Source organism: Komagataeibacter xylinus (assembly GCF_031081985.1).
Taxonomy (GTDB): Bacteria; Pseudomonadota; Alphaproteobacteria; order Acetobacterales; family Acetobacteraceae; genus Komagataeibacter; species Komagataeibacter xylinus_E.
Map to the genome: position 1 here is coordinate 229674 of NZ_JARWSK010000003.1, position 14798 is coordinate 244471.

Genomic DNA, 14798 nt, shown 5'->3' on the forward strand with positions numbered 1-14798 from the left:
ATAAAAAGGCCCGGTTTTCATACCGGGCCTTTTTCGTATCAGCGTGCGGCGATCTGGAGCCGGTCGGCCACGCGGGCGCGGCCCATCAGTGGCAACAGGTCGCGCATTTCCGGCCCGCTGTCTTCACTCGTCAGCGCCAGACGCAGGGGGTGGAACAGGCTCCGCCCCGTGCGGCCCGTGCTCTCTTTCACTGCGGCGGTCCATGTCTTCCACGTGGTTTCATCCCACGGTTCCGCCGGCAGCGACTCCAGTGCATGCAGCAGGAAGGGACGGTCCGCCTCCTCGATCACGGGCGGCACGATGTCGCCTGCCACCACATCCCACCAGTGGCGCAGTTCGCCTGCCATATCCACATTGCCGCGCACGGCCAGCCAGAAGGCTTCGGTCGCCCCTTCGGGCAGGCGGCTGCGGATTTCCTCAAACGGCATGGCGTGCATGATGCGGCGGTTCAGCCCCAGCAACTGCCGCATGTCAAACCGCGCCGCCGAGCGGGAAACACGGCCGGGATCATAGGTTTTGGCCAGTTCATCGAATGACAGCGGGGCCGGGTCATCCGCGCTGCCAAGGCGGGCCAGGTAGGAGACGATGGCCGAAGGCTCGACCCCGTCCTGCCGCAGCGCGCGAATCGACAGCCCGTCGAACCGCTTGGACAATTTGCCGCCACCCTCATCAAGCAGAAGCGGCAGGTGCGCGAAGGTGAAGCGGTTGCGCTTGGCCCCCAGCGCCTCAGCAATGTCGATCTGCACGCCGGTATTGGTGACATGGTCCTCACCACGGATGATGTGGGTAATGCCCAGTTCCATGTCATCCACCACCGAGGCCAGCGTGTACAGCACCGTGCCATCGGCCCGCACCAGAACGGGGTCGGAAATGGCGGGCAGCTTGACCCGGCATGACCCCATGACAAGGTCATTCCACTCCACCGTGCGGTGATCGGACAGCCTGAAGCGCCAGTACGGCACCTTGCCATTGGCCTCGGCCTGCGCGCGCTGCGCGGGCGTCATGCGCAGCATTGCGCGGTCATAGACCGGCGGCTTGCGCATGCGGATGCGCGCCTCGCGCTTTGAGGCCAGTTCCTGCTCGCTCTCGAAGCACGGATAAAGCCGCCCGCTGGCCTTGAGCGCCTCGATGGCCAACGCGTAGCGGTCGAGCCGGTCGGACTGGCGCACGAATTCATCCCACCCGATGCCCAGCCAGCGCAGGTCATCCTGCAGGGCCTGCACGTATTCTTCCTTCGAGCGGGCACGATCGGTATCGTCAATCCGCAGCAGGAAGCGGGCCTTGTGGCGGCGGGCGAACAGGGCATTGGCAATGGCCTGACGCGCATTGCCAACATGGATCAGCCCGGTCGGGCTAGGCGCAAAACGGAGTTTCATGCCCCTTATATGCGGCGATTACGCCCCGAACGCCAGAGAACACATGCATGAAACGGGTATCGCCTTTTTTCAGGAAGGCGGTGTTCCGTGAAGCTTTTTAAAAAAAGCTTCACCAGAATTTTTTCTCTGCCCCGCGGGGCTTTCAGGTCTCTTCCTCATCATCGCCCCGGCGGGGGTCGAAGGCACGCCAGTCGCGCTCCATGGGGGTTGCGGCATGGGCTGCGAAATCATCGAGTTCATTGGCCGAGCGCCAGCCCTGATCGCCCGCTTCAAGCACCTCCGCATCCTCGCCAAATGCGAACCAGGCCTTGAGGATGTCAGCCGCCGAAAGCCCCGCCATGCGGCAGCGCTCGATACTGTCGCGCACATAGGCACGCGCAAAGGCGTTGGCCTGGATCAGGTCGGGAAAGCCGCCTACCTCCTCGACAATATTGTCCTCGGCGCCGCCTGACAGGTCGATGATGCGCACGCGCCAGCCGCCCTCGGGGGCAAAGATGTTTTCTGACAAGATGAAGCCTTTCGTTATTCGGGAGCGGGGGGCGTGCGGCGCAGCAGGAACTCGCGCCCCACCTTGACCCGTGGCACGTCGTCATACGCCACGATATCCGCCGTGGCATACGTCTCGGACCAGCGGTCAGGGATGAACGAGCCCGTGCCGATCACATCCACCGGGGCATGGGCATCGGCCATGCTCAGGCATTTTTCCACGCTGAAGCCCGATGAGGCGATGATGCGCACATGCGGGAATCCCGCCTCGTCCAGCACCTCGCGCATGCGCCAGATTGCGGCAGCCGAGACCCCGGTACCCACAAGGTAGCTGAGTTCCTTGTCCGAGCGGTAGCGCCGGATGGTGCCCGGCGTGTGCCGCTCCAGCACGTCATAGGAGGCCTGGGGGTCAAGCCCTTCAAGAAAGCGGCCACCATGCGTGTCGAGCCGCACGGCCAGCCGCCCTTGTGCCGCAAGCTCGGGAAAGTGCCGGCACACTTCCAGCGCGTCCGTCACCTCGCGGCCAAAATAGTCAACCAGCACCACCAGGTCCATTGCGGGATAGACCTCATGGAACATCTCGGCGGCCCGCAGGGTGGAACCCGCATAGCCCACCAGTGCATGCGGCATGGTACCCAGCCCGTGCGTGGTGCCAAAATAATGGGCCGTGGCATCATTCGCGCCTCCAATGAAGCCATGCGCGCCTTCCTTCTGGGCGGCATGGCTGCCAACGGAGGCGGCATAGGCCATCTGCTCCTGCATGCCAAAGCCCGCGCAATGGCGGGCCTCCATGGCCAGGAAGCGCACATGCGGCAGCGCCATGGCCATCTGGTAGGCATTATGGGCCGCGACGCAGGCCGGGCCAAGGCGCTGGAGCACCAGTGTCTCGAGCGGGGCAAGGGCTGCAAACGAGCCTGTTATGTAAGCCAGCGGCTCACCTGCCCCCACCCATGTGCCCTCGGGGTAGAGGAGCGTCGTGTCAATGGCGATGCCGCGCGCGCTGCCAACCGCGCGCAGCCATTCGGTCATGAGCCGGGGGGCGGAAATGACGGGGCGGCGCAGGAAGATGGCGTATGTCACCTTCCTGTCACCAAAATGCGCCACGATGGCGCGGGTGCGGTTGAAATACGCATCCGTGCGGGCTGCGATCATGTCATCCGCAGCGCTGGCAAGCCTGTCACGGCCTGCCGGTTCACCCTGGACCATTTACCCTCCCTTCCCGCTTTCCGGGGCGGGGTCAGCGTGCCCCGCCAGCCATCCGGTGCATTCGCGTCTTCAGTTCCTCGGCCAGACGGAATGCCATCTCCAGCGACTGTTCCGCATTCAGGCGCGGATCGCAAAAGGTTTCATACCGCTCGCCCAGATCATCCTCCGTCAGCCGGTGGGCGCCACCAATGCATTCGGTCACGTTCTGGCCCGTCATTTCAAAATGCACGCCACCGGGGCTGGCGCCCGCGGCCTCGAACACATCAAAGAAACCGTGGATCTCGGAGAGAATGGCATCGAACGAGCGGGTCTTCACTCCCGTCGAGGTCGAGCTGGTATTGCCATGCATGGGGTCGCACAGCCACGTGACCGTGCGGCCCGTGGCCATCACTTTCTCGAGCAGCGGCGGCAGGTGGTCGCGCACCTTGCCCGCCCCCATGCGCGAGATGAGCGAAATGCGCCCGGCTTCATCGGTGGGGTTGAGAATATCGAGCAACTGCTCGAGATCCTCGATGGTGGTGGAGGGGCCAACCTTGATGCCGATGGGGTTGCGCACCCCGCGCAGGAACTCGACATGCGCGCCATCGGGCTGGCGGGTGCGATCGCCGATCCATACGAAATGGGCCGAGCAGTCATACCATTCGCCCGATGTCGAATCGACGCGGGTCAGCGCCTGCTCATAGGGCAGCAGCAGGGCCTCGTGCGAGGTGTAGAACTCGGTCTCGTCGATCTGGGGCGTGGTGGTGGCGTTCAGGCCGCACGCCGCCATGAAGTCCAGCGTCTCGCCAATGCGCCCGGCCAGTTCGCCATAACGCTGGGCCAGCGGCGAGCGCTCGACAAAGCCGAGGTTCCAGCGATGCACCTCATGGAGGTTGGCATAACCGCCGCTGGCAAAGGCGCGCAGCAGGTTCATGGTGCCAACCGACTGGAAGTAGCCGGTTTCCATGCGCCTGGGGTCGGGAATGCGCGCGGCCTCGGTGAAGTCGGAGCCGTTGATGATGTCGCCGCGATAGGACGGCAGGGTTACGCCGTCCTTCGTCTCGGTGTCCGATGAGCGCGGCTTGGCATACTGGCCTGCCATGCGCCCGATCTTGATGACCGGCACCTTGGCGCCAAAGGTCAGCACCACCGCCATCTGCAGCAGCACGCGGAAGGTGTCGCGCACGATATCGGCGGTGAATTCGCTGAAGCTCTCGGCACACGCGCCACCCTGCAGCACGAAGGCCTGCCCCGTGGCGGCCTTGGCCAGATGGGCGCGCAGGCGGCGGGCCTCGCCTGCAAAGACCAGCGGCGGATAGCGGCGCAGGCGGGCTTCAACGCCGCTCAGGGCTGTCTCGTCGGGGTATCGCGGCATCTGCCGCGCGGGAAACGACCGCCAGCTCTCCGGCGTCCAGGCCTGCCGGGAAGAACTGTTGTGGCTGTGCGTCGCACTCATGGGTCGGATCCTAATTCCTCTTGATACAAGACAGTCCTTTCCGCCTACGGGCGGAAGGGCCGCCTTTATGTCGAAAAAACCGGCATATGGCAAAGCCTGTTCGCGGCGCGCTGTGACAGGAGTGGCCGGACAGGGGGCATAAATGTTGCATGGCGGCCACAACTCAGCCTGCCCGCCGCCCTTTGGGGTCGTATTGCGCCGCAGGGCTACCCATATGTAAAAGAGGCATGGTTGGCCTGCCACGGCATCGCTTCCCTTAGCAAAAAAGCCTTGGCATGCTGCTCCCTCAGGTAAAAGGATTACAGATCATGGCCACGTCACGTGGGAAACTCATAACCGCCCTCTCGGCCGGACTGTGCCTGTTGAGCGTGACGGCCATGGCCGCCCCGGCCAGCCAGGACGACACCAGCAGCTCCGACCAGGACCGGATGACCGTTCACGGCCAGCGCGGCCACCTGCCGCCCGGCTATGAGGAAGCGCCGTCGATGGAACTCAACCACGGCCCGGACCCCGACCATCTGGAGCACGTGCATCGTGACTCGGTCACGGGCACGGACCTGTCGCGCTTCGGCACGGCCTACCAGAGCAGCGGCATCAACGGCGATGGCCAGTTGGGCGACTCCACCGGCAATGGCTGGGTGGCTCCGCGCTAACCGGAATACAGATAAAAGTTTTTGGTGAAGCTTTTTTTTTAAAGTTTCAGAAGACGCCGCCTTTTTGAAAAAAGGCGGCGCCCGGAAACTTTTATTATTTTTAGCCCGCGCTGCGCGGCGTGACCCGCGTGCGGGTGCGCATGGTTACGAATTCCTCCGCAGCCGTGGGGTGGATGCCGATCGTGCGGTCCCAGTCGGTCTTTTTCAGCCTGGCCGTCACGGCCACGGCCAGCCCCTGCATGATCTCGGGTGCATCATCACCCAGCATGTGGGCACCGACCACCACCTGGCTGGCCTGATCGACCACCAGCTTCATCAACGTGCGCTGCTCGCGCCCGCTCAGCGTGTTGCGCATGGGGCGGAAGCGGCTGACATACACATCCACATCCCCTTCCTTCGCGGCCTCCGCCTCGGTCAGGCCAACGCTGGACAGCGTGGGGGTGAAGAACACCGCCTTGGGCGTGGTGGCGTAGCACCACGTGCGCGGCGGCGCCTTGCCAAACAGGCGGTCGGCCAGGTTATGGCCCTCGGCAATGGCGACCGGGGTCAGGTTGAGGCGATTGGTCACGTCGCCTATGGCGTAAATGCCGGGCACCGTCGTCTCGCTATTGTCATCAACGATGATGCGCCCGTTCTCCTCCATCGCCACGCCAAGCTGCATAAGCCCCAGCCCGGTCACCTTGGGGTGGCGGCCGGTGGCGAAGAACACGCAGTCGGTCTCAATGCGGGTGCCGTTATCAAGCGTGACGACAAAGCTGCCATCGGCCTGTTTTTCAATGGCGGTGGGCGAGGCCGCGACGTGCTGGCGGATGCCACGCAGGTCGATCGCATCATGCAGGGCGTGGCGCAGGTCGGCATCAAAACCACGCAGCGGCAGGTTCTGGCGATAGACCAGATCAACCGATGAGCCAAGCCCACGGAAGATACCGGCAAACTCCACGCCAATATAACCACCCCCCACCAGGCACACGCGGGCGGGGCGCTCTTCAAGGTGGAACGCCTGGTCGGACGAGATGGCATATTCCACGCCCGGCAGTTTGGGCAGGGTCGGCGTGGAGCCGACGGCAATGACGATGCGCGCGGCGGTAACGCGGCGCGGGGCTTCATGCGGGGCGAGTGGCGAGGGATCAATGCGCAGGGTATGCGCGTCCTCGATGGTGGCATGGCCGGTGAACAGAGCCACATTGGCCTTTTCCAGCATCGAGACATAGATGCCGTTCAGCCGGGCAATCTCACGGTCCTTGGCGGCGATGAGCGCGGCCCAGTCATTGTGGCCGCGCTGCGTGTTCCAGCCAAAGCCGTGGCTGTCATCCACCCAGTCGCCATAGTCGCTGGCCTGCACCATCAGCTTCTTGGGCACGCAGCCCAGATTGACGCAGGTGCCACCCCAGTGGCGGCTTTCGGCTACGGCAACCCGTGCCCCGTGGCTGGCGGCCACGCGCGCGCACCGCACGCCGCCGGAGCCCGCGCCAATGACGAACAGATCAAAATCATAACTCATGCCGGTTGTGCATCCTGTCTCGGCCGGACGGGACACAGCATGCCGCCTTCCGGCAATGACCCGCCATGTGGGCGGCGGGGGCTATAAAAAACCCCGGCCATGGCAGGATGGCCGGGGTGTGGGCGGGATCAGCGCTCGGCGAACGCTTTTTCCACCACGTAGGCGCCGGGGTGGGAGTTGTTGCCCTCGTCGAAGCCACGCTCCTGGAGCATCTTCTCGGTATCGGCCAGCATCTCGGGCGAACCGCAGATCATCACGCGGTCATGCTCGGGGTCGAGTGCGGGGATGTTGAGGTCGGTGAAGATCTTGCCCGTCTCGATCAGCTTGGTGATGCGGTCGGTTACGGCAAATTCCTCACGGGTCACGGCCGGGTAGTACAGCAGCTTGCCCTTCACGTCCTCGCCCAAGAATTCATGCTCGGGCAGTTCGTGGCGGATGTGGTTGGAATAGGCCAGCTCACCCGAGATGCGCACCGTGTGGCTCAGGATCACGTGCTCGTAGCGCTCGTAGCATTCCGGGTCCTTGATCAGGCTCATGAAGGGCGCAAGCCCCGTGCCGGTGGACAGGAAATACAGGTTGCGGCCCGGGCGCAGGTTATCAAGCAGCAGCGTGCCCACGGGCTTGCGGCCGATCAGCACCTTGTCGCCCACCTTGACGTGGCGCAGGCGCGAGGTCAGCGGGCCATCAGGCACGGCAATGGACAGGAATTCGAGGTGGTCCTCGTAATTCGCGCTGGCAATGCTGTAGGCGCGCAGCAGCGGCTTGCCCTCGACCTCGATGCCGATCATCGTGAACTGGCCGTTCTCGAAGCGCAGCGCGGGGTCGCGCGTGGTGGTGAAGGTGAACAGCCGGTCGGTCCAGTGATGCACGGACAGCACGGTCTCGGCATTCAGGTGGCCGTATTCCTTGGTGGGTTCGGCAAGGTGGAACACGCCGGGCTGCCCCTCGACCGGAGCGAGGCCGGTGAGCATGGTCTCACTGGTTGGCATAATCAACGTATCGGACATCTGGTTATCACTCTCCCGGCTGGATATGACGCAGACACAGGATTTCCTGAAACATGCGCCACCCACAACAATATGGCTAAGGCGGGCATGTTTAGGCCATCCACAACGTGGATTTCCAGCACAAAACAAACATATCACGCACCATGGGCGGCCAAACCTGCCGCATAAGGCCCGTTCCGGGGCGCGTCTGGCACGTCAGACACGTACGATGGGGGCCTCTATTCAATGATTTCCCATGCCGATGCAAGCCGGAGTCCATTGTCCCCGCCGCATGGATGACGCACATAGGAAGCATGAGTTCAGAATTTTCCGATCGCGACGCGTCCACCGCCGCCCCTGCCGCGCTGGCGCTTGATGCGGCCATCGCCGCCACCGGCCTGCATGTTGAAACGCGCGAGCGCCCCAAGCTCGAGCGCGTGATCGCCCGCAAGCTGGCCCCCGGCGCCGACCGGGTGGATGACGCCACCTTCCGCGCCGCCCTGTGCACCGTGCGCCGCAAGCCGTGGGGCTCGCGCCTGATGGACCTGACCCGCCGGGCAGGCCAGGTCTGGGTCACCCGCGCGGATACGGAGGCGGCGGCCAGAACGGTCGAGACCCCCGAACCCGATGACGCCACCCTGCTCGCGGCACTCACCCCCGTGCTGCACGAAAAACTGCGCGCCCAGGGCGAGACCCCGCAGATGGCGGTGGAAAACGTCCGCTCCGACCTGTTCGATGGCACGGGGCGCATGCTCTCGCCCGGCGAGTTGCACACCCTGGCGCTGGCCGTGGCCGATGCGTTCGCCCTGCCCGACCCGGCCGCCTTTGCCGCGGGCCTTGATGCAGCGGAAAGCAGCCGCCGCGACCGCGATGCCCACATAGAGGACACGGCACGCGCCCGCCGGCGCGAGGAAGTGCAGCGCCTGCGCGATTGGGAAAAGAGCCTCGTGCCCTTCAGCGACGTGCCCGGCCTGCTGCGCTGCTCGCAGCGCGAGGCCCTGCGCTGGATTGCCGAGAACCGCCTGCCCGTCGCCCGCCGCGTGCCGCAGGCGGGTGGGCAGGAACGCTGGGAGTTCGACCCCACCGAACTCATGGCCCTGCGCCAGAACCTGCCGCAGTGGCGCAGCGAAGGACCGGAAAGCGACAAACGCGCGCCACTGGCCCCCGACCTGGGCAACAGGCGCGTGGGCAATGCCGTGATTGCGCAGGTGGCGGCGCTTGACCGCTACGCAGCCCATTTCCGCACCGCGCGCGCGCTCAACCGGCGCATCACGCTGGTTACGGGGCCGACCAATAGCGGCAAGTCGCATACGGCGCTTGATGCGCTGGCACGGGCCGAAAGCGGGCTGGCGCTGGCGCCGCTGCGGCTGCTGGCCCATGAGTTTCGCGAGTCGCTGACCGCGCGCGGCGTGCCGACCTCGCTCGCCACGGGCGAGGAACGCATCGACGTGCCCGGCAGCCGCCACCTTGCCGCCACCGTGGAGATGTGCCCGCTGAACAATCCGGTCGATGTCGCCATCATCGATGAGGCCCAGATGCTCACCGACCCCGACCGGGGCGCTGCATGGACCGCAGCCATCATGGGCGCGCCCGCGCGGCACCTGTTCATCCTTGGCGCGCCGGACTGCATTCCCATGGTCCGGCGCATTGCGGAATTGTGTGGCGACCCGGTGGATGAAATCCGCCTTGAGCGCAAAAGCCCGCTGGTCGCCGCCGAGCGCGCGGTCAGCCTGCATGAGTTGCAGAAGCATGATGCGCTGATCGCATTCTCACGCCGCGAGGTGCTCGACCTGCGCGCGCTGCTGCTCGCGCACGGCAAGCGGGTGGCGGTGGTGTATGGCGCGCTCAGCCCCGAAGTGCGCCGGGCGGAGGCGCAGCGCTTCAATAATGGCGATGCGGACATCCTGATCGCAACCGACGCCATCGGCATGGGGCTGAACCTGACCATCCGCCGCGTGGTGTTTGCCGCCCTGCGCAAATATGACGGCAACCAGACCCGCGACCTCAACCCGCAGGAGGTCAAGCAGATTGGTGGCCGCGCCGGGCGCTTTGGCAAGCATGAGCAGGGAATCGTGGCCGTGCTGGAGGGCGTGGGTAGCCCGTCCTTCATCCACGCCATGCTGGCAGCGCCGCCCCAGCCAATCGAGGACATGCGTCCGCAGGTGCAGCCCGATGCCGATATCGTGCAGGCCGTCGCCGCCGAAATCGGGTCCGACAGCCTGTTCGGCGTGCTGGTGCGCATCCGCCGCGCGGTGCTGCGGCGCGATGACCCCAATTACCGCCTGGCCAACATGGAGCAGGCCTTCGCCATTGCCACAGCATTGGAAGGCGTGCCCGATCTGACACTGGCCCAGCGCTGGGTCTATGCCATGTGCCCGGTCGATGACCGTGACAACGGCATCCAGCGCCTTGTGCACTGGGCGGCGGACCACGCGGCGGGCAACAGCGTGCCGCCACCGGGCACGGGCCGCCTGCCGCCTGCCGAACGCGCCGAGCGCACGGAGCTTGAACGCGCCGAAAAGCGCCACAAGCGGCTGGTGGCGTGGCGGTGGCTGGCACTCCGCTTCCCCGAAGCCTATGTCAACCGCGAGGATGCGGAGGAAACCACATCACGCCTCAATGACTGGATCGAGGACGTGCTGCGCCAGCAGAGCGTGCGTGCACGGGCCACATCCACCTCCCCCTTCCGCCCCGACAGCCGCGCCAACCCACCGGGCCGACGCGGTGGCAACCGCGATGGTGCTCCCCCCAAGGGCAAACGCCCCCACCGCAAGAGGCGATAAGCAGAACAGAAGTTTTTGGTGAAGCTTTTTTCAAAAAGCTTCAAAAGAACGCCGCCTTTTTGAAAAAAGGCGGCACCCAAAAACTTCTGATTTTCTTCAGCGAATGATGTCGGTCCCACCCATATAAGGCCGCAGCACCTCCGGCACGGTGATGCTGCCATCCTCGTTCTGGTAGTTTTCCATCACCGCGATCAGCGTGCGGCCCACGGCAAGGCCGGAGCCATTGAGCGTGTGCACGAAGGCAGGCTTGCCATCGGCCGCACGGTAGCGGGCATTCATGCGCCGGGCCTGGAAGTCGCGCGTGGTGGAGCATGACGAGATCTCACGCCACGCCTTCTGGCCGGGCAGCCAGGCTTCGAGGTCGAAGGTCTTTGCCGCGCCAAAGCCGGTATCACCCGCGCATAGCAGCAGGCGGCGATAGGGAATGCCCAGCTTCTCCAGCACCATCTCGGCACAGCGGGTCATGCGCTCGTGCTCGGCATCACTTTCCTCCGGCGTGGTGATGCTGACCATCTCCACCTTCTGGAACTGGTGCTGGCGCAGCATGCCGCGCGTATCGCGCCCTGCCGCCCCCGCCTCGCTGCGGAAGCATGAGGAAAGGGCCACCAGCCGGCGCGGCAGCACATTGGCGGGCAGGATCTGGCCCGAAACGCTGGCCGTCAGCGGCACCTCGGCGGTGGGGATGAGCCAGCGGCCATCCTCGGTGCGGAAGGACTGGTCAGCAAATTTGGGCAGCTTGTCGGTGCCGTACATGGCCTCGTTATTGACCAGCACCGGCACGGCAGTTTCCTCGTAGCCGTTATCGGTGGTGTGCAGGTCGAGCATGAACTGGCCAAGGGCGCGTTCCATGCGGGCCAGCGCGCCACGCAGCACCACGAAGCGCGCGCCCGACAGGCGGGATGCGGTCTCGAAATCCATCAGGCCCAGCGCCTCGCCCAGCTCGAAATGCTCGCGCGGGGTGAAGCTGAATTCGCGCACCACGCCGTTGCGGTGCACTTCCACGTTGGCACTTTCATCCGCCCCATCGGGCACGGAGGCGTCAAGCTGGTTGGGCAGGCGCTCAAGCGTGCCACGGATCTGGCCGTCAAGCTCGGCAACCCGGGTCTGGAGTGCTTCCATCCGCGCCTTGCCGTGGGCCACGCGCTCTTCCAGCGCCGCGGTATCCGCGCCGGATTTGCGTAAGCCCCCGATCTCTTTGGAGATCTTCTTGCGGCTGGCCTGAAGCTCCTGCAATTCGGTCTCGGCGGCGCGGCGTTCGGTATCGAGCAGCAGCACGCCATCGGCCACGGCGGGCGCCCCGCGCCGTTTCAGGGCGGCGTCAAAGCCTGCGGGGTCGGCGCGTAGGGCACGCAGGTCGTGCATCAGGGAGTCTCCTCGGTTTCTTCAGGCGGTCTGCGCGGCTCGACAAGGCGGGCGCAGAGAATGGAAATTTCGTACAGCCCGATCAGCGGCACGGCCAGCCCGGTCTGGGTAATGACATCGGGCGGGGTCAGGATGGCGGCGGCCACGAACGCGCCCACATAGGCATAGCGCCGCACCTTCGCCAGTCCCTTTGACGTGACCAGCCCCACGCGGGCCATCAGCGTCAGCACCACCGGCAGTTCGAACGCCATGCCGAACGCCAGGATCAGCTTCATCACCAGCGACAGGTATTCCGACACCTTGGCCTGGAGTTCGATCTGCAACCCGTCCTGCCCATCCGCCGTCTGGAACGACAGGAAGAACTTCCATGCGGCGGGGAAGATGAAGTAGTAGGCCAGCGCCGCACCGATGGCGAACATGATGGGGGTGGCGACAAGGAAGGGCGCAAACGCCCGTTTCTCGCTGCGGTAAAGTCCCGGCGCGATGAAGATCCACGCCTGCACCGCCACCATGGGAAACGACAGGCAGGCCGCGCCGAAGAAGGCGACCTTCATGTAGGTGAAGAAGGCCTCGTACAGCGCGGTATAGATCAGGTGCGGCTGCTCGCCCTTCTGGCGCATGATGTCGCCCAGCGGCTTGGCGAGGAAGAAGTAGATCTGCTCGGAATAGTAGTAGCAGACCGCAAAGCACGCCACGAACGACACCATCGACCACAGCAGCCTGCGCCGCAGTTCGACAAGGTGCTCGAGCAGCGGCATGGGCTGGTCATCAATGGCGTCCGGGTTGGGGTTTGCGTCTTGGGCGTCCATCGTGTTCCTATTCCTGCCCTGCCTGGGTCACGCCAACGCGCTGGCCACGGTGAATGACCCGCACCGGCGGCAGGAAGGCGGGGGGCGTGAGGCGCGGCAGTTCGGCGGCGATGCGCCGGGCGGTGCGCGGCGGCAGGAAATCGGGCGCATCGGGTGCGTCCACTTCCGCAGGGCTGTCATCAACAAGGGGCGGTATGTAATGGCGTGAGGGAATGGCCTGCTCGGGCAGGGACGATGCAGGCGCTGCTGCGGGTGCGGACATGGCGGAGTGCGCCGCCTCATGCGTATCATCAAGCGAGCGGCGCAAAGCGCCATCCCCGTCAATCGCACTCATGATCTTGTCGCGCACGTTCATGCGCTTGAGCTGGCCAAGCTGGTCGCGGGCCTCGGTCAGGTCGGCCTCGCGCACCATTTCATCCACATGCGACTGGAACTCGGTGGCGAGCCCGCGGGCCTTCTTGATCAGCCCGGTAACGGTGCGGATGGCGACAGGCATGTCCTTTGGCCCGATCAGCAGCAGGCCCACCACCCCGATCAGGGCAAATTCAGACCATGCGAAATCGAACATCTGCCGTTCCTTCCCTACCGCGCCCGCCTTTTGCGGCCCGCGCAGAACCGTACACCATCATCCTGCCCCGCACACCTATCACGCCCCGGGCGCGTCAGGAACCTCATCCGGCGCATCATCACGCCCCTCCGCCGCGCGCGGGCCTTCGGGTAGTTCGGGTGCGGCATCGGGCACGTCCACCAGCAATTCCTCGCGCCGGGGCAGGTCGCCGAGGTCCTTGAGGCCAAAATGGCGCAGGAAGCCGTTTGACGTGCCCCACAGGATCGGCCGCCCCGGCACTTCCTTGCGGCCCAGCGGCATGATCAGTTCGGCCTCGAGCAGGGTGTCGAGCACCTGCTGGCTCAGGCTTACGCCGCGAATATCCTCGATCTCGGCACGCGTGCAGGGCTGGTGGTAGGCGATGATGGCCAGCGTTTCCATGGTCGAGCGCGCCAGCCTGCGCGGGCGCGGCATGACGCGGGTCAGGCGTGGCGCAAGGTCAGGGGCGGTACGGAACTGCCAGCCCCCCGCCACCTCGACGAGTTCCACCCCGCGCCCGGCATAATGCGCGCCAAGGGCGGCCAGCGTTGCCGCCACATAGGCATCGCGGTCGGCGGTATCATGCGGGATGCCGCCCTGCGCGCCGAGCACCTCGGCAATGGCGCGGGTGCTGAGCGGGTCAGCACGGGCGAAGATCAGCGCCTCGACAAGGCGTAGCGAAAAATCCCGCACCGTGATGTTTTCCACCACGGCCTCCACGGGCGCGATGAGGTCGGGCTGCTCGGGGTCGTTCATCAGGGCCTCTCCCCTTCAGGTTGCATTGGGGCGGCGGGGTCTTGCCCCATCCGCTCACGCAGCAGGATACGGCCAAACTGTTCCGCCTGCCGCAGTTCGATCGTGCCGTTGCGCGCCATCTCCAGGCTGGCCAGCAGCGTGCCCGCCACGGCGGCCCTCCGGCCGGTCTCGGCCAAGGGGCCAGCCCTGTCCGCCGCCGTGGCGGGGGGCAGAAAGGCCTCGAGCCCGCACCAGCCCACGGGCATGAGCGTGCCCAGCATGCGCCGCAGCCGCTCGAGCGCGTCCTGCACGGTCCAGAACCGTGGCGGGCGCGGCTGGTAGGTGGCCTTGCGCGCGCGCCGCCGCATGGCCGCCATGTAACCGCGCATGAGTTGCGGCACATCCACCGCAAGCCCCGAACGGTCGATGGCCACGAGGCTCTCGGCCTGCCCGCGTTCAAACACTTCATGGCCAAGCTGGTCACGCGCGCCAAGCCAGCGCCCAAGCTGCATCATGCGCTCAAGCTCGAGCAGACGCTCGTGCAGGAGGGTGGCCGCATCCTCGGCATCGGTGTCTGCGCCGTCATCCTCGGGCAGCAGCAGGCGCGACTTGAGCCATGCCAGCCATGCCGCCATGACCAGCCAGTCCGCCGCCTGCTCCAGCCGCACGGCAGGAATGGCGCGGACCACCGCCAGAAACTGCTCGACAAGCTGCAGGATGGAAATGCGCCACAGATCCACCTTCTGCGCCCGCGCCAGTTCAAGCAGCAGGTCCATCGGCCCGTCAAACCCGTCAAGATGCACGATGGGCGCGGTTGGCTGCCCCTCAGCCATGGGGGCGGGCGTGGCCGCCCCCTGCCCTGCCGCCTCTGGCTGGGTCA

General features: G+C 65.6%; 13 protein-coding genes. 2 read left to right on the top strand and 11 right to left on the bottom strand.

What is annotated here, in order from left to right; genetic code table 11:
- Positions 1-38: 38 nt before the first annotated feature.
- The 4 genes from gltX to QEG70_RS07265 all read right to left on the bottom strand — a co-directional run bounded on the left by gltX (position 39) and on the right by QEG70_RS07265 (position 4503).
- Positions 39-1376, bottom strand: a complete 1338-nt coding sequence (gltX, locus tag QEG70_RS07250; protein ID WP_308720043.1) for a glutamate--tRNA ligase — start codon at positions 1374-1376, stop codon at positions 39-41.
- Between the two features lie 142 nt (positions 1377-1518).
- Positions 1519-1884: a hypothetical protein gene (locus tag QEG70_RS07255; protein ID WP_308720044.1), complete on the bottom strand. Its 366-nt coding sequence runs from the start codon at positions 1882-1884 to the stop codon at positions 1519-1521.
- Between the two features lie 14 nt (positions 1885-1898).
- Positions 1899-3068, bottom strand: coding sequence for a beta/alpha barrel domain-containing protein (locus QEG70_RS07260; RefSeq protein ID WP_308720045.1), 1170 nt, complete (start codon positions 3066-3068; stop codon positions 1899-1901).
- Between the two features lie 31 nt (positions 3069-3099).
- The gene (locus QEG70_RS07265; protein ID WP_308720046.1) at positions 3100-4503 is read right to left on the bottom strand and encodes a class II 3-deoxy-7-phosphoheptulonate synthase; all 1404 of its coding nucleotides are present in this window, start codon (positions 4501-4503) and stop codon (positions 3100-3102) included.
- Between the two features lie 308 nt (positions 4504-4811).
- Here QEG70_RS07265 and QEG70_RS07270 point away from each other — a divergent pair, with 308 nt between their 5' ends.
- Positions 4812-5156, top strand: coding sequence for a hypothetical protein (locus QEG70_RS07270; protein WP_110566743.1), 345 nt, complete (start codon positions 4812-4814; stop codon positions 5154-5156).
- A 100-nt stretch (positions 5157-5256) separates the two neighbouring features.
- Here the strand turns inward: QEG70_RS07270 and gorA are convergent, their stop codons facing one another.
- Both gorA and QEG70_RS07280 read right to left on the bottom strand, forming a co-directional pair.
- The gene (gene gorA / locus QEG70_RS07275) at positions 5257-6657 is read right to left on the bottom strand and encodes a glutathione-disulfide reductase (RefSeq protein ID WP_308720047.1); all 1401 of its coding nucleotides are present in this window, start codon (positions 6655-6657) and stop codon (positions 5257-5259) included.
- 128 nt (positions 6658-6785) lie between these two features.
- On the bottom strand, positions 6786-7664 hold the full coding sequence (locus tag QEG70_RS07280) for a ferredoxin--NADP reductase (protein WP_308720048.1): 879 nt from the start codon (positions 7662-7664) through the stop codon (positions 6786-6788).
- Between the two features lie 293 nt (positions 7665-7957).
- Between QEG70_RS07280 and QEG70_RS07285 the strand changes: the two genes are divergently transcribed.
- Positions 7958-10426, top strand: a complete 2469-nt coding sequence (locus QEG70_RS07285) for a helicase-related protein (RefSeq protein WP_308720049.1) — start codon at positions 7958-7960, stop codon at positions 10424-10426.
- Between the two features lie 96 nt (positions 10427-10522).
- Here the strand turns inward: QEG70_RS07285 and serS are convergent, their stop codons facing one another.
- From serS to QEG70_RS07310, 5 genes are all read right to left on the bottom strand, one after another.
- Positions 10523-11788, bottom strand: a complete 1266-nt coding sequence (gene serS / locus QEG70_RS07290) for a serine--tRNA ligase (protein ID WP_308720050.1) — start codon at positions 11786-11788, stop codon at positions 10523-10525.
- Positions 11788-12597, bottom strand: a complete 810-nt coding sequence (gene tatC / locus QEG70_RS07295; RefSeq protein ID WP_308720051.1) for a twin-arginine translocase subunit TatC — start codon at positions 12595-12597, stop codon at positions 11788-11790. The genes serS and tatC overlap by 1 nt, the downstream gene beginning before the upstream one ends.
- Positions 12598-12604: 7 nt before the next feature.
- Complete coding sequence (tatB, locus tag QEG70_RS07300; RefSeq protein WP_308720052.1) at positions 12605-13165, bottom strand: Sec-independent protein translocase protein TatB; 561 nt, start codon at positions 13163-13165, stop codon at positions 12605-12607.
- Positions 13166-13243: 78 nt separating this feature from the next.
- The gene (scpB, locus tag QEG70_RS07305; RefSeq protein WP_308720053.1) at positions 13244-13939 is read right to left on the bottom strand and encodes an SMC-Scp complex subunit ScpB; all 696 of its coding nucleotides are present in this window, start codon (positions 13937-13939) and stop codon (positions 13244-13246) included.
- Positions 13939-14751 (bottom strand): segregation and condensation protein A, encoded by an 813-nt coding sequence (locus QEG70_RS07310; protein WP_308720227.1) that lies wholly within the window; start codon positions 14749-14751, stop codon positions 13939-13941. Before QEG70_RS07310 ends, scpB begins: the two co-directional genes overlap by 1 nt.
- Between the last annotated feature and the right edge of the window lie 47 nt (positions 14752-14798).